Below are 19586 nucleotides of genomic sequence, written 5' to 3' on the forward strand. Positions count from 1 at the left end.
GTGTCATGGCTAAGAAAGAGAAAAAGCTGATCTGCGAGGAGATGCCTCCATGGATGATCACGTTCTCTGACGTCATGACGTTGATGCTGACCTTCTTCGTGCTGCTGGTCTCCATGTCCACCATCGACTCCCGGCGCAAGCTGGTGGCGCTTGGCTCCATCATCGGTACTTTTGGTTTTCAGGACGCCAGTTACGAGGTGTTTTCCAAGAAAGACACGCGTAAGACCGTGGAACCCGGCCCAATTGATTCAGGTGATCTTGAGCCGCTCAAGGAACTCCAGTGGGAGAACGTGGATCAGGACATCAACTTCCGGTCCAATCGGTTCGTTCAGATTCTGTCCATCAATTCAACCCTGCTTTTTGCACCTGACAGTAATGAACTCTCGCCTCAGGGACAGGCCCTGTTGCAGAGTTTTATGCCGGTATTCGCACAGGTGCAGTATCCGCTGCTCCTGGCAGGACACACGTCTGAACTCCGCGACGAGCTCGGCATCAATTACGAACCGGGTGACGATACCGAGAATCCGGATCTCTCCTGGAGAATTTCATTGAACCGTACGCTGGCCGTGTACCAGTTCCTCATTGATCGCGGCATGCGTCCGCAGATGCTCAAGGTGGAAGCCTTTGGCAAGTACAAGCCGTTCTATCCGCAAAATACGTCTGAGAACCGGGCCAAGAACCGGCGTGTGGACATCGTGCTGGATAAACGCAGCCTGGATGCTGGAGAGCGTCTGCAACAGCTGAGTCCTGCCGTGCGTCAGCCCGCGAATACCACCGATGTGGACGGGTTTGAGTTTGACCTCTCAGCCCCTGAGGGACTGGAGTAGCCATGGCCAGGAAGAAAAAGGAAACCTGTCCGCCTCTGGCGCTGTGGCTGGTGACCTTCTCGGATCTGGTCACATTGCTGCTGACCTTTTTCGTGCTGTTGCTCACCATGTCGTCCATGGATAATGCCATCCTGACCCGGGTGACGCTCCACACTGCCGACCTCGGTCTGCTGGACAAGCGCGGTTCCGGTCGGGTGAACGCCAAGGAACGGTTGGTCGTGGACCTCATGGAGAAGCCGTGGGAAGTGCTCGACAAGAAGAATCGTATCAAGGACCTGCTCTTTCCCGATGACGTGTTGCCCGAGGAAATCGACAAGCAGGATCTGGACAAGAACCTTGAGATTCTGGCCAAGAATGATGGCGTGGCGCTGGTCTTCACGGACAAGCTGCTGTTCGAGCCGGGCTCCAGCGTGCTGAGCCCTGAAGGGGAGTTCCTGATTGATCGGCTGGTACCCATGATGACGCATACTCCGGCCCCCATTAACATCGCGGGCTACACGGACGCCACGGACAACACGGAGACGCCGTTGCAGCTGTCAGGAGATCGTGCCCTGTCCGTCCTGACGTTTCTGGTTTCTGCTGGAGTGCCTAACGAACGCTTCTCCCTGTCGGCTTATGGCGGTGATTTCCCGGTGGTAGACGAGTCGGGGCGTCCGGTGACGTCGGACATGAACCGGCGGGTGGAGATACTGCTCAAGACCGCCCGGCCTATCGGTGGATATCAATAGGCTGATCGGCTGGCATGGACGCTGAAGCAAGATTTCAAGAGATTCTGTTCTACGCTTTGGGCGACGGGGCAGAGTCTAAAGTTTGTCTGGAAAACCCGAGCGAATCGGGCTATGACTGATATGTAAAAAAAAGAAAAAGGTGTTCGCCATGGCAGACGAAGATCTCGGACAAGAAGAAGGAAAAAAGGGCGGAATGCTCAAATGGATCATCATCCTTGTGGTGCTGATTCTTCTCGGCGTGGGTGGCTACTTTGGCTACACCATGTTTCTGGCTGCGCCCGATGAAGATGCAGCCACCGAAGAAATGGCTGAAGGTGATGAGCAGGCTCCGCTGGAATCCCTGGAAGGCCAGCTGGTGCCGTTACCGGTATTTCTGGTCAACCTGGCAGACCCCCTTGGCCGCCGCTATCTGAAGCTCGGCCTCGAAGTGGAAGTCCGCGACCCCGAGGCCCAGGCCGCACTGTCCAAGTACGAGGCAAAGATCAAGGACACGCTCCTGCTCCTGCTCTCCAGCAAGACTTATGACGGCCTCTCCACCATGCAGGCCAAGGTGGAGCTCAAGCAGGAAGTGGCGGACCGCCTAAACCAAATCATCGGTAAAGGCAGTGTGTTACGTGTCTATATAACCGAGATGGTCATCCAGTAGCACGCATTTTGCAAAATGCTGTGCGGACCGTTCTGTTTTTTGACGGTCACAACTGGTTCAACGTTTTCACGAGGTGAATGACATGGCCGAAGATCAAGATAAACTTGCGCAGGAATGGGCTGACGCCCTGCTGGATGGTGGCGGTGACGATGGCCCCGATCCGGATGATCCGCTTGGGGCACTCGAGAATATAACCGACCCCGCCGACGCAGGCAGCGCAGATGTCGGTTCCGACGACGAAGCACTGGCTGACGAGTGGGCCGCCGCTCTCGCCGATACCGAGCAGGAAGAGGTCAGGCACGAGAAGGAACAGGCGTTCCTCTCCACGCAGACCCACGACTACGACCTGACCGATATGGGCCCCGAGGCCAAGGCTGGCAGCGGTACAGGCAAGCGCGATCTCGACTTCATTCTGGATATCCCGCTGGAAGTTTCTGCTGAGCTGGGCCGCACCAAGCTGCTCATCAACGAACTGCTTCAGCTGGGTCAGGGTTCGGTTGTCGAGCTCAACAAGCTGGCCGGTGAGCCCCTGGAAATTTATGTTAACGGCAAGTTGGTGGCCCGCGGCGAGGCCGTTGTCATCAACGAGAAGTTCGGTATCCGCCTGACGGATATCATCAGCCCCATCGAGCGGGTGAAGCAGCTTGGCTAGCGAGGCTCTCAACGCCACCGCAGAGGCCGTCGCCAAGGCGCCCCTGCAACTCCCGGCAGTGGACACGGGCGGAACCGTCCTCACCACGCTGGGCTACCTCTGCCTTCTGCTCGGGGTGATCTACTTCGCCTACTGGGCGCTCAAGCGCCTTGGCTTTCACGGCATGGGTATGCGTTCGGGCAGCAATGCGCCCCAACTGGTCACGCGGTTGATGCTTGGCCACAAGCAGAACGTGTCAGTGGTGTACTACCGTGGCAAGGAGTTCATGCTCGGTGTTACGGACGAACACGTCACTTTGCTGAAAGAATTCGAAGTGGATGAAGAATGGGAAGAAGAGAGCATAAAGTCGGTGCCGGTCAAGCCGATCAGCTTCGCCAATTTGCTCAGAAGGAAAACGGAAGATGAGTAGCGGAAAAACACTCCTGCTTTTTCTGGCCGCCCTTGGGGCGGTTTTGCTCATTCCTGAGCTGGGTCTTGCTCAGGCACCTTCCATTCCCAAGCTGACCATGGAGTTGGCCGCCGGACAGGCCGAGCCGAACGAAGTCTCCACGCTGTTGGAAATCCTGTTCCTGCTCACGGTGCTCAGCATGGCTCCGGCCATCATGCTGACCATGACCTCGTTCACGCGCATCATCATCGTATTCCACTTTCTGCGTCAGGCCATGGGCACGCAGCAGATGCCGCCCAACCAGATCCTTGCCTCTCTGGCCATTTTCATGACGCTGGTCATCATGTACCCCGTGGGCAAGACGGTCAACGACACCGCGCTCCAGCCTTACATGAACGAGGAAATCCAGTTCCAGGAGGCCCTGGACCGCGCCCAGAAGCCTATTCGCGAGTTCATGTTCAAGCATACCCGCGAGAAGGACCTGTCGATTTTCTATTCCATTACCAAGGAAGACCGTCCTCAGAACAAGGAAGAGGTCAGCACCTTGATGTTGGTGGCGGCCTATACCATTTCCGAGCTCAAGACCGGGTTCACCATCGGCTTCCTCATCTACATCCCATTCCTGATCCTCGACATGGTCGTGGCCTCGATTCTGTTGGCCATGGGTATGATGATGCTGCCGCCGGTAATGGTATCATTGCCGTTCAAAATTTTGTTGTTTATTCTTATTGACGGGTGGAGTTTGCTCATTGGTTCCCTCGTCAATACGTTCCAGTGACGCAATGCGTCGTGTTGCCTAGGAGTAGTCCCTTCTCTGAATGGGAAATGGACTGAGTCAGAATTAGGCTGGGCAGAAAGGTTCGAGTGCTAGGCGACAGCCACAAAATGCCCGCAGGCGTAGCAGCGCTACGTTGAGGAACATTTTGCGGTTGGCAACGACGCAATCGGGCCTTAATGGGCAGCCGCTTTGGAGAAAAAGACAAATGACACCGGAATTCGTTATTGGCTTTGCCAGACAGGCAATCGAGATGACTTTGATCATCTCTTTGCCCATGCTCGGCATTGGCATGGCAGTCGGTATCATCGTGTCGATTCTCCAGGCCGCCACCCAGATTCAGGAAATGACCCTGACCATGGTGCCGAAGCTACTGGCGATATTTATCGCGCTCCTTGTGGCGTTCCCATGGATAATGGACAAGATGACGACATACACGACCAATTTGTTCCTGAACCTGCCTAATTACATTCAGTAATCGGCAAGGAACAAAAAAGGGCCGCCCACTTTGGGCGGCCCTTTTTTGTTTGCGATCTTGAAGAGGCTACTTGGCATCTCCGGGCACAGCCAGCTTGCCCAGTTCGGCCAGTCGTCTGTCCACGCGGTGGTACAGGGAGTTGGTCGGGTATTTGCCGTGACGGTTCGGGGTGCCGCAGCGCATGCCGGTCAGGATGAACATGGCTTCCTCGATGGTTTTCACCGGGTAGATGTGGAACTGGCCGTTCTCCACGGCCTGAACCACTTCGTCCTTGAGCATCAGGTTGACCACGTTGTCAGCGGGCAGGATAACGCCCTGCTTGCCGGTGAGCTTGCGGCGGCGGCAGACCTCGAAGAACCCTTCGATTTTGCGGTTCACGCCCCCCACGGCCATGACTGCGCCGGACTGCGAGACCGCACCGGTCATGGCGAGGGAGAGGTTGATCGGCGCGCCGGACAGAGCGGACAGCAGGGATGCCAGTTCCGCGCCCGAGGCTGAGTCGCCCTCGATGCCCGCATAGGACTGCTCGAAGCAGAGGGAGCCGGTCAGCACGATGGGCTTGTCCTGTGCGAACAGGCGCACCAGATAGGACTTGATGATCATCATGCCCTTGGTGTGAATGGGACCGCCCAGTTGGGCTTCCCGTTCGAGGTCGAGGATGCCGCCATGGCCCACACCCACGGTGCAGGAAATCTGGTGCGGCAGGCCGAACTCGTAATCGCCGAACTGGGTGACGGACAGGCCGTTGGCGCGTCCCACGGCCTCGCCGGAGGTCTCGACCTTGATGACCTGACGGTCGTAGTCGGTCATGAACTCCTCTTCATAGAGGTTCACGCGGTAATCCTTGGCGTATACGGCCTCGTTCAGTTCCGGCATTCCCACCATCTTTTTACCCGCCATACGTGCCAGGGCCGATGCCTCGATCATACGCTCGCGGATAAGGGGGACATACAGGGAGAGCCGTTTCTGGTCTTCCACCAAACGGGAGGAGAAGTCCACCAGCCTTGCCAGCGCCTCTCGCGAGAAGGGCAGCGTCTCGGTCTCCTTGGCGGTCTGGCCGATGACGTAGAGGTAATTTTTGATATTGGCAGCGGTTCGTGCGGCAGCGTGCTGCAGGTGCGCCTTGAGCTTGAAGTACTTGGCGAATCGGTCGTCATTGTAGAGCAGCATCTCGTAGTGCTCGTCCGTGCCGATCAACACTACCTTGACCTCCAGATCCACAGGCGCGGGTTGAAGGGTGCGGGCGCGGACCTGATCCGGATCCACTGGGTCCTCAATGCGCGACTGACCGGAGCGCAAGGAACGCAGCAACCCTTCCCACGAGTTGGGGTTGGACAGCAGGTCCTCAATGTTCAGAATGAGGAAGCCTCCATTGGCCTTGTGGATGGCGCCCGCCTTGATCAGAGTGAAGTCCGTGTACATGGCGCCCATTTCCGCCTCGCGCTCGATGGAGCCGAGCAGATTGAAGGCAGTGGGGTGGTCCTCGATGACCACGGGCGCGCCCTTGGTCTTGCGGTTGTCCACGAACAGGTTCACCTCGAACCGGGTGAAGAAGTCTTCGCCCGTGGGCAGTCCTTCGGGGAGGAGTCCGGCAAGAGAGGTATCCTTGGGCATGAACTGATCGACGTTCTCGATGATCTCCTCGGCCAGGTCCTCGAAGTATTCGGACATGCCCTCGATGTTCTTGAACCGATCGCTGACCTTGGTGAAACTCTCTTCCATGACCGCGCGCGCCGTGTCCTGACGCAGGTCGTTTTCCGAGTCGCGCATGTCCATTTCATTCTGGTTAATCTGTCGCAGAATGGAGGACACAGAGGCGAGTAACTCCTCGCCCTTGGCCTTGAGCTTCTTGCGCTGGGCAGGCTCGAACTTGTCGAAGTCCTTGTCCGACACGATTTCGCCGTCCACGATGGGGGAGAGGGTCAGGATGCCCTCTTCGTCCAGACTCAGGGAGAAGTCTTCCTTTTCGGCCGTGGCGTCCATCTGGCTGAACAGTTCTTCGCGGCGGGTGTTGTGTTTCTTGACCAGTCGCTCATGCTTTTTCTGGAAGGCATCCTTTTCGAACCGCGCAGGAATTTCCTGACGGATATGGTTCATGGCCTTCTGCTGGGCCTGCTTGAGCTTGCGCCCCTGCCCGGCGGGCATGGAAACGCAGATGGGCCTGTCGTTGTCCTCGAAGTTGTAGAGGAACACCCAGTCGCACGGCGGCGTACTCTTGGCTGCAGCCGGCTTCAGGAACGACTTGACGAAATATGTACGGCCCATGTTGGGCTCGCCGGAGACGTATACGTTGTGTTCATTCCCTTTGATCTCCAAGGCCAGCGACAGCGCATGGATGGCTCGGGGCTGGAACTTGGGATAGACATTGCGGTCCGGGATCTCTGTGCTGTCCTTGAACGGCACCCGCGCCGGGTCCAGGGTGGCGCGCATTTTCGAAACAGGAAGGGCTTTGAACGAAGGGGTCGATTGCTTACTCATCAAGTACCTATTGAGTGGCTGAGTTTGAAACGGCCAAATCACCGTTATTCGAAGATACGGATTTTTGGGGAGGTTGTCAGTAGTGATCTTGAGGGTTTTGGTGGGAAAGAGGGGGAAGGAAGGCCGCCCGAAGCGGGCGGCGATTTTATGGATTTGATCCCTGCCGGGGGCGTCCTGCGCGGACGGCGGTCCTTTTTTGGCTGAGCCGCCCCAAAAAAGGACGAAAAAAGCGCGGCTTTTCTAGCTTGGCCGCTGCCCCATCGGGCTAGAATCTGATTCAGATAGTCAGCCTTGAGGTGCGCTACGCGACTTGTCGCTGCCCTTAGGTGCACGAATTCAGCGGCTAACGATCTGGTCAGCTTCTATGCACGATGGGGCTTAATGCTGAATTTGATCTTTGTTTGTAAGAGAAGAGGAATACAGGAGGCGATCGACAACTTCGTTCTCACAGACGCAGACCTGCACCAGCCCTTGTTTGTAAGACTTAGAAGCTGACCAAGCGGGAGGCAGCGTCTCGTTCGATTTTGCACTGAAGCGCAGCTGAAGTACGCAAAACCGAAAGCTGCCAGCTTGGATCAGATTCTTAGTCGGCAAACGCAAGGCGGCCACCCCAAGAAAGCGCGTTTTTTGCTTCATTTTTGTCGCGCCAGACAAAAAGAAGTCGGCCTTCAGGGCCGAAAACTTCTTTCATAAAAAAGCGGCTGATAAGCCGCCTCCTTACCTGATTTCTGCCTTTCCTCTTCCCCCAAACAAAAAGGGCCGCCCATCAAGGCGGCCCTTTTTGTTTCGTTTAGTCCAACCCCATCCCGGGATGATGCAGCGGGTCTTCCCGCTCTTCCTTGTGGCAGACCTTGCAGTTGCCACCAGCGCCGATGGGTTGTGCTTCTCCCATGTACTGGAGAGGCTGTACATTATCCCGCTCAGTCGCCGGGTAGATGGCGTGCGGATGACCGTGACAGGCTGCACAATTAACCGCTCCCATATCATCGCGGCGAACGGAGTAGAGTCCCTTCGCGTCTTCGGTCCAGGTGTTGAACGCCATGTCCGTTTCCGGGGTGCCGAAATCGACGTGACAGGTCAGGCAGTCGGGCTCATTGACCCACGGGGTGCGCGGGTTGATGGCTTCCTTGTTGCCCACGCTGGTGGGGGTGAGGATTGCGAGGAGCTTGTCAGCACTCTTCTTGCCCTTCTCCTGCTCGGCGCGGAGCAGAGAGATGGCGTGGTCCTGAACCGAGCCGTGGCAGTTGGCGCACTCGAAGCCCAGATCATTGTGCTGGCCGCGCAGGGTGTTCTGCGGGTGGCACATGAGGCAGGATTTTTCCGAGTCGCGGCCAGCGAGGAATACGGCGTGGGTGCCGTGGATGGCGGCGGACAGGTTGGGACGCGAGTGCTGACCTTCAGCGTTCTGGGCCGGGTCGTCGTGGCAATCCACACAAAGGATGCGGCCCTTCTTGGAATTCTCCACGTGGTTGGTGTTGTTCATGCGGTCATGGGTGGCCAGCACGTTCTCGGCAGTGTGTTCGCCGATGCCGGTGCCGTCCTTGTCCCAGTAGCCGCCGTGACAGTTGCGGCAACCAAGCTGGTCGCTGGTAGGCACGGTGACCTTGGTGGCGGCGATGACCTCACCGTCAGCGTTCTTGGCTTCCAGCTTGACGATGGGCAGGGGCTGGAACTTGCCTTCCTGGAACGGACGGATGAGCAGGCGGCCTTCAAAGCGGTTGTCGTCGGGCAGCGCGTGCAGGGAACCGGAGAGTTGGTCGCCTTCGAAGCCGGCCTCCACCGTGTAGTCGATGGTCACGTCATCCAGCACCACTTCGGGCATGATGTCGTCACGCAGAATAAGCTGGGCGCGGACCATATTGCCCGCGGGCAGCAGGGTGAACTGTTCTGTCTCGGCATAGAAACGCATACCCTGATCCGCCCATGCGAGCAGTGTGTACTCGGCGGTTTCAGGATCAAAGTCCTTGGGCTCGGCAACCTTGGGCTCCGGAATGACGGGCGCGTCGGTGTCCGGATTGTTGTTCAACCCCTTGGCAATGTAAACGGCCAGCGCGTGGCGTTCGTCACTGGTGCCGACAAAGGGCGGCATGTACTTGTTCATCTTGCCCATGCCGTTGAGGAAGGCGTCCATGCCGTTCACGTCATACTGCTTGGTACGCTTGCGAATCTCGTTCATGGGGCCGCCAATGGAGTGGCAGGAGGCACATTGGAGCTGGTACAGGAATTCGCCAGCTTCCATCATGTTGTCATCGGTGATGCCCGTCTTGATGGCCGGGGGCGCCCATTTGGCGCGGCTGAGGATTCCCTCCTGATTCAGGATGGGGACATGCGCCTTGAGGATCGAGTTGGAGTATACGTAATCCCAGATGAGATAGGGCTTGCGGCCGCTCTCACGGATGAATTCAAAGGAGCCGAACAAGCCCTGTCCCGCAATGAGGACCACGAGGGCCAGCGGGAAGCTCATGGCGCGCGGCATGCGGAAGGCCAGCGCCAGACCGCCCAGCAGGGTGGCGACGCCGAACACCCAGAACCAGGTCATGAACCCGGCAACGCGGTGGGACTTGAACATGATCATTTCGTACTGCTCGGGCGGCAGGGCTGCCACATACCACCAGCCGGTGGCCATGGTGGCGAGCACGCCGAGAATGGTCCAGCCGGAACAGTGGCGCACTACCATGTGACGGGTGTCCTCGTCGGCAATGCGGGTGGCGGTGACGAAGCCGAAGAGCCCGGCACAGGCCGCGGTGAAGAAGGTGCGGAACACCAGCGCGGGCCAGAAAGTCGGGTTGAAGAAGCCGTCCCAGAAAGACTTGGTCTGAATCCAGTCCCCCGGGGTGAGCATGAAGCCGATGATGCCGTTGATCAGGAACAGGGAGAACCAGCCGAAGATGAAATAGAGCCAGCCGACCTTGAGGTGGTCGTCCCGGTCCATGGTGTCCCATGTGTAATAGTAGATGATCAGGGCGATGATCTCGCCGAGAAAGCAGACCCACTCCGCTGCCCATCCGAACACGTATTGGTGAATGAGCGTGATGGTCGCTTGTGGCGCGAGCAGGGCTACCGTGAACCAGATAGCCACACCGGAGACAGCGCCAAAGGCCATGGTCAGCAGCAGGAAGAACTTGGAGTGCTTCCGGGTGTATTCAAGCAGATGGACATTGTTGGTGCGGTAGGCTGCCTTCTCCATCATGACGAGGAAGAGGCCGCCGCCCACGGCAAAGTGGGCCACATATACATGCAAAGTGGCGATGACAGCGATCCAGAAGCCGCCGCCCAGCGTGGTGAGTTGCCAGATAGGATATTCCATGGATTAGGCCCTCCTCTGGCGTGATTTGAAGTAGAGTTTCAACATGTAGGCGACGAGGATGCTGCCAGCGATCAGGAATCCGAGGAAGAGATAGAAGGAGCCGTACTGGTGTGTCACCGGCGTGGTTTCCATGCGGTACCACGGCTCAAGGAACAGGGTGCGCACCCAGTGGCGGGTGCAGGCCATGAAGAAGACGGTCAGGACAGCCCAGACGGCGGTCTGCTTGGGGCGCTTGTTGAATCCGGCCATGAGCATGATGGCGGCGGAGACCAGTGACGCCATCAGGGTGAGGGTGGCCGGGAGCGAATTACCCATGAAACCGAGCATGATCTCGCGCGGCAGGGAGATGAGGAACCAGACGCCGATGACCAGATTGAGCAGCGTGGCGTGGGTGAACCACTTCATGCCGGTATCGATATATTCGTCATTCTCGCGGACCTCGCCCAGCAGGGCGATGAACAGGCCACCGATGGCGAGTGCGCCCACCATGAAGTGGAGGAAGCGCGGGAACAGGGTCGGGTCGCCCCAGTTGAGGAAACCGCTCGCATTGTCGAAATATTGTGTCCATGCCTCGGGGATGAGCATGAGCGTGGTGTTGTTGGTCAACATGAAGCCCACATAGAGCAGGCCTGCCACGGAAATGAGATAGAGCAGGTTTCGTTTACCTGCGCTCATGGCGTCGAAGCCGAACTTGTAGGTGTAGAATCCATAGTAGGAGACAAGCAGGGCCGGGATCACGGCCAGCCACCATCCTCCCATGAGCACGGAACTGACGTAGTCGAAGTGGCCGTAGTTCACCTGCAGGAAGAGCAGCGGGGCCACGCCGAGGTTGATGGTCAAAGCGAGCAGGGGTGGCAGTTTCTGCCCTGCGTCGTGGGCAATGCCGTGTTTGCCGCGCAGGGCGTGGAACAGGCCGATGGCCGCCGAGCCGAGCAGGGCGTTCATGAAGAGAATGTGAGCTGCAAAGGTGACAATCAGTAAAATGTCAAACCATGCCCACGGGATGGGCAGCGGCTCCGCCAACGGGATGAGCGATGCGGGATTCATATGGTCTCCTTGGATTTCAACATACTTGTATAGGTGATTTGGCTTCGATCGACAATACCGGAAGACATCTTGATGTTTCGACACAGCATAGTGTTAAACCGTTGTTAAATAAAATAATTGCCATAAAATTTTCATAAGAGTATTGTCCGCACTAAGTAACAATAAATACAGCAGCAAGAGTAAACACGTAACCAGGGGGGTTGGATGAAGATAGGAACCAGGCTGACAGCGTTAGGGGTTTCGCTGGTCGCCCTTACAGCGATGGGCATTCTTGCCGTGTTCTTCTGGCAGAGCACGGTTATTGGTGACAAGCTGACCGAATACTTCATGAAACAAGCCCAGCATGAGATGGAGCTGGCTGTGGGCGATGCCAAGAACCTGCTCGCCACACAGCACGCAACTCTGTCCAAGCAGTTGGAAAATGATATGCGCGTGCTGCTCGATATCGTCGAGCGAAGCGGCAACCTTCTTGCCTCTGACGAGATGGTGGAATGGGACGCCGTCAATCAGGTGACCAAGCAGCAAAGCCAGGTGTCTTTGCCCAAAATGATGGCTGGAGAACAGTGGCTGGGGCAGAATAAAGATGCCAACGCTCCTACTCCCGTGGTGGATGATATCCTCGCCATGACCGGCACCACCTGCACCATCTTTCAGACCATGAATCCGCAGGGTGACCTGCTTCGTGTGGCAACCAATATTTTGAAGACCAACGGCCAGCGCGCCGTGGGCACGTATATTCCCGCCTCCAGCCCGGTGGCACAGACCATCAAATCCGGCCAGACCTTCCGCGGCACTGCATACGTGGTCAACGCCTGGTACCTGACCCAGTATCGTCCCATCAAGGACGACACGGGTAAGGTCATCGGCTGTATCTACGTCGGTATCCTGCAGGAAGGCGTTGAGCAGCTGCGTCAGGGCCTCAAGTCCGTTGTGCTCGGCTCCACCGGCGCACTCACCGTGTTCGGCGGCTCCGGCAAGACCGAAGGCGTGGTCAAGCTGCACAAGGACGGCTCCAAGGAAGGCACCGGCATGCTTTCCGCCACTGATGACAACGGCAATGAGGTCTACAAGAACCTTATCGAAGAGGCCAAGAGCGCGGGCGGCAAGCCTGTTTCTACCGAGGCCCTGTTGGATGGCAAGGAAGTTGGCCTCACGGCTATCTACTTCAAGCCGTGGGACTGGGTGATCATGGGAACCGGCTATCTGGACGAGTTTATGGAAGGTAAGCATATTGCTGACAATTCCTTGTCCTACGCTCAGACATGGTCCAGCGGCATCGGCATCTTGATGTTGTTGATCGGTGTTGCCGTGTCCCTGTACTTCGCCCGCAGCATGAGCATCTCCATCGGTCGCGCTGTGACAGTTATGGCCCGCATCAACGATGGTGAACTTGATGTGGAAGAGCTCCCCGTGCATCACAAGGGACCGCGCGACGAGCTGGAAGAGATGGGGCAGGCCCTCAACGGCATGTCCGCCCGTCTGCGCGAGGTCGTGGCCAATGTTCAGGCGTCGGCCCTCAGTGTTACCTCCGGTTCTGCCGAGCTGGCAGGCACCTCGCAGGCCCTGTCCGAAGGCGCCACCAATCAGGCCGCGTCCGTGGAAGAGGTTTCTGCTTCCATGGAAGAGATGACCTCCAACATCGAACAGAATACCGATAACGCCAATCAGACTGAGAAGATCGCCCGTCAGGCCGCTGAAGATGCGCGTCAGGGTGGCGAATCCGTTACGCAGACCGTGGACGCCATGCGTCAGATCGCGGACAAGATCGCCATCATCGAAGAGATCGCCCGACAGACTAATCTGTTGGCCCTCAACGCAGCCATCGAAGCCGCTCGTGCCGGTGAACACGGCAAGGGATTCGCGGTCGTGGCCGCCGAGGTCCGCAAGCTGGCCGAACGCTCCGGCGTAGCCGCATCCGAGATCAGCGAACTCTCTGCCAACTCCGTGGCCATTGCCGAACAGGCAGGCAAGATGCTCGAAAAGATGGTGCCGGACATCACCCGTACCGCCGAGCTGGTGCAGGACATCGCTGCTGCCAGTGACGAGCAGCAGACCGGTTCCGTGCAGATCAAGACCGCCATCCTGGAACTGGACAAGGTTGTTCAGCAGAACTCCGCCGAGTCCGAGCATGTGGCTGCTTCCTCTGAAGAGCTGGCAGGTCATGCCACCCAGTTGCAGGATGTCATCAGCTTCTTCCACACGGATACCGCCATGGGAGCCCCCGCTTCGGTCAGCGTTCGCAAGGCCGCACCCAAGCCGCTGCCGCAGGGTGCACCCGCTGCGCCAAGGAACTCCGGTGTCGCGCTGAACATGGGAGATGACGATTCCGGCTTCGAGCGGTTCTAGGAGCAAGACGAAACAATCAAGGCCGGATGAAAGTCCGGCCTTTTTCTTTGGGGGCGAACGAGCCCGTCGCCATACTTGTCATTTGCCGGGAAGTGCGTAGAAACTGCGGGAAAGGAGATTCTCATGGGTAAAGTACTGCTGTTTGATGCGGGCAACACCAATACGAAGATATGTCTGGCCGATGATCAGGGGCTTGGTGAAAGCTATACGCTGCCGACCCGTCCGGCCAATACCGCCGACGACTGGGGCCTCAAGATTGAAGCCATTCTGGCGCGTGAAGGCGTGGCCGCCTCGGATGTGGAGGCGTGCGCCGTGACCTCCGTGGTCCCGCCGCTCGATCCGCTCATTGCGCGGATGACCAACCGGTTCTTCGGTTGCGAAGCCCTGTTCGCGGGCCGCAACCTCCCCATTGATCTGGATAACGAATACGCCCGGCCGGAAAAAGTCGGCGCTGATATTCTGGTGGGCTGCCTGTCGGCACGCCTGACCTATGACCAGAGCAACCTTATCGTCATCGATTTCGGCACGGCCACCACGTTGGCCTGTGTCATGGGCAACGCCTTCAAGGGCGGCCTGATCTGTCCCGGCGTCCTGTCGTCTACTTCTGCACTGGCAAGCGGCACCGCAAAACTGCCCGAGGTCGACCTTGAGATCACGAGCGACACCCTTACATGGGGTACATCTACAGAAGAGTGCCTTAATCAAGGTCTTGTCTTCGGTTTCGCGTCCATGATCGATGGCCTCGTCGACAAACTCTCCCAGCAGATGGACGATCCCTTCGTGGTCGCCACCGGCGGCCTGTCCAAAAACATCGCACAGGTCAGCGAACGCATTGACGAACTGCGCCCTGAACTGGTCATGGAAGGATTGTGGATGGCGTACTTTAACCAGTAGCCTCTGATAAAATTAGCCCGGCCGAGGGTCTACGGCCGGGCTTTTGGAAGGAGAAGCGCGGGGTTGGCGCGCCTGTCGTCTATTGGTTTGCTAGAAACGCTCGAACTTCTCGTCGCTAGTTTCTTCCAGCATCAGGTCCATGCCTGCTGTTGATATCTTTTGACCATTCCCATTTCCGTTTCCATTGCCCGATGCGTGGGTGAGTGGTGCTTCGGGCAATGCCTGTTGGGGGGCGCGGACCATGGTCACCTCTCCGGCATATTCCAGTCCCTTGCCATTGCAGTTGACGCGGAAGAAGGACATGGTCCGTTCAAGCTCCTTACTCTGGCCGGACAGTTCTTCACTGGTTGAGGCCATTTCTTCTGCCGCTGCCGCGTTCTGCTGGATGACGGCATCCAGCTGGGTGATGGCCGTGTTGATCTGTGTTGCCCCGGCGTTTTGCTCGCTGCTGGCTGTGGAGATCTCCTGCACCAGTTGGGCTGTCTTGCGAATGTTCGGGACCAACGTGTCGAGCATCTGACCAGCCTTTTCCGCCGCATCCACGGTGGTTGTGGAGAGGTCGCTGATTTCGCCCGCAGCCTGCCCGCTTCGTTCTGCCAGCTTGCGGACCTCCGCGGCTACGACCGCAAATCCCTTGCCATGCTCGCCCGCACGGGCGGCTTCGATGGCGGCATTCAGGGCCAGCAGGTTGGTCTGTCGGGCGATCTCTTCGATGATGGAGATCTTTTCGGCGATGAGCTTCATGGCCTCCACTGCTTCGACCACCGCGGTGCCGCTTTCATCGGCTTCCTGTGCCGACTTGTTTGCGATCTCTTCGGTCGTGGCGGCGTTTGCCGTGTTTTGCCGGATGTTGGAAGCCATCTGTTCCATGGATGAGGATACTTCCTGAATGGAGGCAGCCTGTTCGGTCGCGCCCTGAGACAGGGTCTGGGCAGAGGCGGAGAGCTGGGTGCTGCCTGCTGCCACATTGCCGGAGCCTTCACGGACAGAGCCGACCACTGTGGTGAGCTGGCATGCCATGGCGCGCATGTCGCCGTATACGCCGCATGTCTGTTCGTCGAACTCAAGGTCAAGGTCTCCCTCTGCCACACTTTTAGCGATAGAGGCGATCTCAGCAGGGTCCCGTCCCAGTTGTCGCTGTGTCGTGCGAATGATCAGGAAGGCGGTGCCGACTGCTATGACTACCGCCAGCGTCCCCAGTATGAGGAGGAGTGTGGCCGTACGGTCATTGGCTGCCTGGAGCTGCGGGCCGAGAATATCCTGATCTGCCATGACGGACAGCTTTACATCTTCAACGTCTTTGGCGATTTCCGGTCCGAGCACATCGAGCTTGTTGGTGATGACATCGTTGCGGGTGAAGATGATCCCGGTAAGGGTGTCAAAACCCTTGATATAGCTCTTCTCCAGCTGGATGATCTCGTTGAGTAGACGGCGTCGTTCCGGGTTCTGGAGGTTTTGCTCCAGAGTATTCATCTCCTCGGCCAGAGCGGCAAACTCCTTGTGCACCCGGTCTATGGACGCTTGTGAATTGTCATCAAGAAATTTGACTACATATAAGCGGCCCAGCAAGAGGTTGCGCATGGCAATGCCGGCACGGAACGAGGCTTCCATGTCGCCGTCCCTGTGAGCTGTGTCGAGAATCCTGGTGAGATTCTGTTCCATCTGGGGACCTTGCTTGTTCAGGATTTCGTTGACGATTTGGTCACGCTCCACCCTGAACTGTTTCACTTGGTCGAAATTTTTGCCATACTCGACGACGCGTTGGTCTGCCTTGTCAACAAGCTCGGCGCGTTCCGGCTTCTGGATTTCGTTTTGCGCGGTCTCTATGAAGCCGCGCATGGATTTATAGTAGTCGTCGTACTGTTTAAGGTCCTGGTCGCTGCCCGTGATGATGAAGTCCTTCACGTTCATGCGGACCATGAGCATGTTGGCCTGCAGTCGGCCGCTCAGGTTGGTGTCTCGTGCCAGCCCGCGGTACTGGGAGAATCCGTCCGTCGAGTTCCCCAGTGCCCATAGGGCCAGACCGGAAACGATGAGCAGTAGCGCGAGCACACTGCCAAAGCCGCTGGTCAGTTTGGTGGATAATTTCATAGCTTCCTCCAGGCAGAAAAAGTTCGATGATGCGATATTGATCTGATAGGAGAAATTTGCGGGCAAGGATTTTTGGTCGATTATAACACTACGAAATAGTAGTAATAACTGTGTGCGTATTTACATTGTTGTAAATATTGAATATAAATCTGTAACTCTTCATATTTGCGATGCTTATTCATGTATTATGAATAACTGATGGTAATTATAAGATCGTCGGTGGTAGGGATTTATAAATAATAACACCAAGTGCGGCCTTTTCCGTGTATAGAATTGAGCATCGCGAGAAATTGGTCTAGAATCCTCGCGTTCTAGCGGTTACTATTCCTCATCAAACATAATTTAAGGAGAGTGTCATGAGCACCATTTCCGGCGTTTGGGCCCGCGAAATCCTGGATTCCCGCGGTAACCCCACCGTTGAAGTCGAAGTCATCCTCGAATCCGGCATCATTGGGCGGGCAGCCGTTCCTTCCGGTGCATCCACCGGTTCCCGCGAGGCTCTGGAGCTGCGCGACAAGGAAGAGCGTTACGGCGGCAAAGGCGTTCTGACCGCAGTAGAAAATGTGCGCGGCGAGATCGCCGGCAACATCATCGGCATGGACGCTGTGCGTCAGGTCACTCTGGATAACGCCCTGATCGACCTGGACGGCACCGAGAACAAAGAGCGTCTGGGCGCCAACGCCATGCTTGGCGTATCCATGGCCGCAGCCCGCGCAGCAGCCCGCTTCCTGGGTCTGCCCCTGTACCAGTACCTGGGCGGTACCAACGGAAAGCTTCTGCCCGTTCCCCTGATGAACATCATCAACGGCGGCGAGCACGCACCCAACAACCTGGATATCCAGGAATTCATGATCATGCCCGTGGGCGCCGAGACCTTTGCCGAGGCCCTGCGCATGGGTGCAGAAACCTTCCACAAGCTGAAATCCATCCTTGCCAAGGACGGTCATGTGACCTCCGTTGGCGACGAAGGTGGCTTTGCACCGAACCTGAAATCTCACGCCGAGGCCTTCGAGTACATCACCCGTGCTGTTGAAGAAGCCGGTTACGAGCCGGGCAAGGAAATCTGCTACGCCATCGACGCCGCAGCTTCCGAGTTCTACAAGGACGGCAAGTACGTACTGGCCGGTGAAGGCAAGGAACTGTCTTCCGCCGAACTGTGCGACTTCTACGAAGATCTGGCCAACAAGTTCCCGCTGGTCTCCATCGAAGACGGCTTCGCCGAAGCTGACTGGGACGGCTTTGCCCTCCAGACCGAAAAGATGGGCGACCGCATCCAGCTGGTAGGCGACGACCTGTTCGTCACCAACCCGGATATTCTGGCCGACGGCATTGATCGTGGCGTGTGCAACTCCATCCTGATCAAGCTGAACCAGATCGGTACCGTCACCGAGACCCTGGACACCATCGAGCTGGCCAAGACCGCCGGTTACACCAACGTGGTTTCCCACCGCTCCGGCGAAACCGGCGATCACTTCATCGCCGACCTCGCAGTTGCCGTGAACGCTGGTCAGATCAAGACTGGTTCCCTGTGCCGCTCCGACCGTCTCGAAAAGTACAACCAGCTTCTCCGCATCGAGGAAGACCTGGCTGATGATGGCGTGTACTACGGCCCGATTTTGGGCGGTTCTTTCTTCGACGAAGAGTAAAACCATACGCCCGGCTTCGTATAGCGGCACATCTGCTGCGTTGCCGGGCGACGAGCCAATCCTCACCGTAGCTAGGCTACGCCTCCGGGTGGCTCGTGCCCGTCGCCTTACAGCTGCACCACTCTACGAAGCCTCACGGTGGTGAAACTGAAGTCGGAATTCCGTGAAAAACGGAAAAAAAGACTTCGCAAACGTTTCGATGATATTGGGCACGTATTGCACCTTGCAATGCGTGCCCTTTTTCTCTAAGGAGCGATCATCGCACGGATCAAAAGGCATGGGGCTATGCCGTTTTGGGCGTTGAACGAGAGATAGGGACGACCGAGCGATTTCCCCCAAATCGCAACCGTATCAACCCACCGGATGCATCCAGAAAGGACAGCCGGAGGAAAAGGGAGAGATACCGATATGATTTTACTTGATGGCAAGGAAACAGCAAAGGAAATCCGGGCCGAGATCCGCGAGGAAGTGGACGGCCTTGAGAACAAATATGGCCGCAAACCCGGTCTGGCTGTTGTGCTGGTGGGCGAAGACCCGGCCAGTCAGGTCTATGTCCGCAACAAGGAACGCGCATGCGAGGATTGCGGCATCAGGTCCATCCCGCACCGCTTGGCCACTGCCAGCCAGCACGAGCTGGAAGGTCTGATTCAGGAGCTCAACCGCGACGTGAACGTGGACGGCATCCTGGTGCAGCTGCCCCTGCCAAAAGGACTGGACAGCCAGAAAATTTTGGATCTCATCGATCCTGACAAGGACGTGGACGGCTTCCACCCGGTGAACGTGGGCAAGATGAGCCTGGGCCTGCCCGGCTTCCGCCCCTGCACCCCGGCTGGCGTCATCAACCTGCTCAAGCGCTACGACCTTGACCCGGCCTGCAAAAAGGCTGTCGTCATCGGCCGCTCCAACATCGTTGGCAAGCCGCTGGCCATGATGCTCTCTCAGTCCGGCCCCTGCGCCAACGCCACCGTCACCCTCTGCCACTCCCGCACTCAGGACCTCAAGGCTGAGTGTCTGGAAGCAGACTTCGTCTTTGCCGCCATCGGCGTTCCCAACTTCGTGACCGCAGACATGGTCAAGGAAGGCGCTGTTGTCGTTGACGTCGGCATCAACCGCACCGACGAAGGTCTGGCAGGCGACTGCGACTTCGAGGCCCTGAAAGACAAGGTCCACGCCATCACCCCGGTTCCCGGCGGCGTTGGCCCCATGACCATCGCACAGCTAATGGTCAACACCCTCGAAGCCTTCAAGCTTCACGTCGGCGCGTAGCACCAGCTACATACTCG

Annotated in this window: 16 protein-coding genes; 11 read left to right on the top strand and 5 right to left on the bottom strand. The window is 57.5% G+C overall.

What is annotated here, in order from left to right:
- Positions 1-5: 5 nt before the first annotated feature.
- From HFN16_RS07640 to fliQ, 7 genes are all read left to right on the top strand, one after another.
- Positions 6-827, top strand: a complete 822-nt coding sequence (locus HFN16_RS07640) for a flagellar motor protein MotB (protein WP_168890192.1) — start codon at positions 6-8, stop codon at positions 825-827.
- 2 nt (positions 828-829) lie between these two features.
- Positions 830-1555 carry an OmpA family protein gene (locus tag HFN16_RS07645; protein WP_168890193.1) on the top strand — a complete coding sequence of 242 codons (726 nt, stop codon included), beginning with the start codon at positions 830-832 and terminating at the stop codon, positions 1553-1555.
- A 148-nt stretch (positions 1556-1703) separates the two neighbouring features.
- The gene (locus HFN16_RS07650) at positions 1704-2201 is read left to right on the top strand and encodes a flagellar basal body-associated FliL family protein (protein WP_168890194.1); all 498 of its coding nucleotides are present in this window, start codon (positions 1704-1706) and stop codon (positions 2199-2201) included.
- Between the two features lie 82 nt (positions 2202-2283).
- Positions 2284-2853 carry a flagellar motor switch protein FliN gene (gene fliN / locus HFN16_RS07655; RefSeq protein WP_168890195.1) on the top strand — a complete coding sequence of 190 codons (570 nt, stop codon included), beginning with the start codon at positions 2284-2286 and terminating at the stop codon, positions 2851-2853.
- Positions 2846-3262, top strand: a complete 417-nt coding sequence (gene fliO, locus HFN16_RS07660) for a flagellar biosynthetic protein FliO (RefSeq protein WP_247648474.1) — start codon at positions 2846-2848, stop codon at positions 3260-3262. Before fliN ends, fliO begins: the two co-directional genes overlap by 8 nt.
- Entirely contained in the window at positions 3255-4019 is a 765-nt protein-coding gene (fliP, locus tag HFN16_RS07665; RefSeq protein WP_168890196.1) for a flagellar type III secretion system pore protein FliP, read from the top strand. The genes fliO and fliP overlap by 8 nt, the downstream gene beginning before the upstream one ends.
- A 205-nt stretch (positions 4020-4224) precedes the next feature.
- Positions 4225-4494, top strand: a complete 270-nt coding sequence (fliQ, locus tag HFN16_RS07670) for a flagellar biosynthesis protein FliQ (RefSeq protein WP_168890197.1) — start codon at positions 4225-4227, stop codon at positions 4492-4494.
- 66 nt (positions 4495-4560) lie between these two features.
- On the opposite strand, the gene HFN16_RS07675 is transcribed toward fliQ, so the two are convergent.
- From HFN16_RS07675 to HFN16_RS07690, 4 genes are all read right to left on the bottom strand, one after another.
- Positions 4561-6972 carry an ATP-binding protein gene (locus tag HFN16_RS07675; RefSeq protein WP_168890198.1) on the bottom strand — a complete coding sequence of 804 codons (2412 nt, stop codon included), beginning with the start codon at positions 6970-6972 and terminating at the stop codon, positions 4561-4563.
- A gap of 378 nt (positions 6973-7350) precedes the next feature.
- The gene (locus HFN16_RS07680; RefSeq protein ID WP_168890199.1) at positions 7351-7608 is read right to left on the bottom strand and encodes a hypothetical protein; all 258 of its coding nucleotides are present in this window, start codon (positions 7606-7608) and stop codon (positions 7351-7353) included.
- Between the two features lie 154 nt (positions 7609-7762).
- Positions 7763-10279, bottom strand: coding sequence for a cytochrome ubiquinol oxidase subunit I (locus HFN16_RS07685; RefSeq protein WP_168890200.1), 2517 nt, complete (start codon positions 10277-10279; stop codon positions 7763-7765).
- A gap of 3 nt (positions 10280-10282) precedes the next feature.
- Positions 10283-11326 carry a hypothetical protein gene (locus tag HFN16_RS07690; protein WP_168890201.1) on the bottom strand — a complete coding sequence of 348 codons (1044 nt, stop codon included), beginning with the start codon at positions 11324-11326 and terminating at the stop codon, positions 10283-10285.
- A gap of 204 nt (positions 11327-11530) precedes the next feature.
- Here HFN16_RS07690 and HFN16_RS07695 point away from each other — a divergent pair, with 204 nt between their 5' ends.
- Together HFN16_RS07695 and HFN16_RS07700 are read left to right on the top strand one after the other, a co-directional pair.
- Positions 11531-13672, top strand: coding sequence for a Cache 3/Cache 2 fusion domain-containing protein (locus HFN16_RS07695; protein ID WP_168890202.1), 2142 nt, complete (start codon positions 11531-11533; stop codon positions 13670-13672).
- A 123-nt stretch (positions 13673-13795) separates the two neighbouring features.
- Positions 13796-14566 (top strand): type III pantothenate kinase, encoded by a 771-nt coding sequence (locus HFN16_RS07700; protein ID WP_168890203.1) that lies wholly within the window; start codon positions 13796-13798, stop codon positions 14564-14566.
- 90 nt (positions 14567-14656) lie between these two features.
- On the opposite strand, the gene HFN16_RS07705 is transcribed toward HFN16_RS07700, so the two are convergent.
- Positions 14657-16657, bottom strand: a complete 2001-nt coding sequence (locus HFN16_RS07705) for a methyl-accepting chemotaxis protein (protein ID WP_168890204.1) — start codon at positions 16655-16657, stop codon at positions 14657-14659.
- Positions 16658-17013: 356 nt separating this feature from the next.
- Here HFN16_RS07705 and eno point away from each other — a divergent pair, with 356 nt between their 5' ends.
- Positions 17014-18303: a phosphopyruvate hydratase gene (gene eno / locus HFN16_RS07710; protein WP_168890205.1), complete on the top strand. Its 1290-nt coding sequence runs from the start codon at positions 17014-17016 to the stop codon at positions 18301-18303.
- Positions 18304-18711: 408 nt separating this feature from the next.
- Positions 18712-19569: a bifunctional methylenetetrahydrofolate dehydrogenase/methenyltetrahydrofolate cyclohydrolase FolD gene (gene folD / locus HFN16_RS07715; protein ID WP_168890206.1), complete on the top strand. Its 858-nt coding sequence runs from the start codon at positions 18712-18714 to the stop codon at positions 19567-19569.
- Positions 19570-19586: the final 17 nt, after the last annotated feature.

Source organism: Pseudodesulfovibrio sp. zrk46 (assembly GCF_012516435.1).
Classification (GTDB): domain Bacteria; phylum Desulfobacterota; class Desulfovibrionia; order Desulfovibrionales; family Desulfovibrionaceae; genus Pseudodesulfovibrio.

What these genes read in the sequence shown, in the direction of transcription:
- HFN16_RS07700 (WP_168890203.1), top strand. Translation starts at nt 13,796, where the DNA reads ATGGGTAAAGTACTGCTGTTTGATGCGGGCAACACCAATACGAAGATA.
- HFN16_RS07690 (WP_168890201.1), bottom strand. Translation starts at nt 11,326, where the DNA reads ATGAATCCCGCATCGCTCATCCCGTTGGCGGAGCCGCTGCCCATCCCG.
- HFN16_RS07640 (WP_168890192.1), top strand. Translation starts at nt 6, where the DNA reads ATGGCTAAGAAAGAGAAAAAGCTGATCTGCGAGGAGATGCCTCCATGG.
- HFN16_RS07705 (WP_168890204.1), bottom strand. Translation starts at nt 16,657, where the DNA reads ATGAAATTATCCACCAAACTGACCAGCGGCTTTGGCAGTGTGCTCGCG.
- fliN (WP_168890195.1), top strand. Translation starts at nt 2,284, where the DNA reads ATGGCCGAAGATCAAGATAAACTTGCGCAGGAATGGGCTGACGCCCTG.
- eno (WP_168890205.1), top strand. Translation starts at nt 17,014, where the DNA reads ATGAGCACCATTTCCGGCGTTTGGGCCCGCGAAATCCTGGATTCCCGC.
- fliP (WP_168890196.1), top strand. Translation starts at nt 3,255, where the DNA reads ATGAGTAGCGGAAAAACACTCCTGCTTTTTCTGGCCGCCCTTGGGGCG.
- HFN16_RS07695 (WP_168890202.1), top strand. Translation starts at nt 11,531, where the DNA reads ATGAAGATAGGAACCAGGCTGACAGCGTTAGGGGTTTCGCTGGTCGCC.
- HFN16_RS07645 (WP_168890193.1), top strand. Translation starts at nt 830, where the DNA reads ATGGCCAGGAAGAAAAAGGAAACCTGTCCGCCTCTGGCGCTGTGGCTG.
- folD (WP_168890206.1), top strand. Translation starts at nt 18,712, where the DNA reads ATGATTTTACTTGATGGCAAGGAAACAGCAAAGGAAATCCGGGCCGAG.
- HFN16_RS07650 (WP_168890194.1), top strand. Translation starts at nt 1,704, where the DNA reads ATGGCAGACGAAGATCTCGGACAAGAAGAAGGAAAAAAGGGCGGAATG.
- HFN16_RS07675 (WP_168890198.1), bottom strand. Translation starts at nt 6,972, where the DNA reads ATGAGTAAGCAATCGACCCCTTCGTTCAAAGCCCTTCCTGTTTCGAAA.
- HFN16_RS07680 (WP_168890199.1), bottom strand. Translation starts at nt 7,608, where the DNA reads ATGAAGCAAAAAACGCGCTTTCTTGGGGTGGCCGCCTTGCGTTTGCCG.
- fliQ (WP_168890197.1), top strand. Translation starts at nt 4,225, where the DNA reads ATGACACCGGAATTCGTTATTGGCTTTGCCAGACAGGCAATCGAGATG.
- HFN16_RS07685 (WP_168890200.1), bottom strand. Translation starts at nt 10,279, where the DNA reads ATGGAATATCCTATCTGGCAACTCACCACGCTGGGCGGCGGCTTCTGG.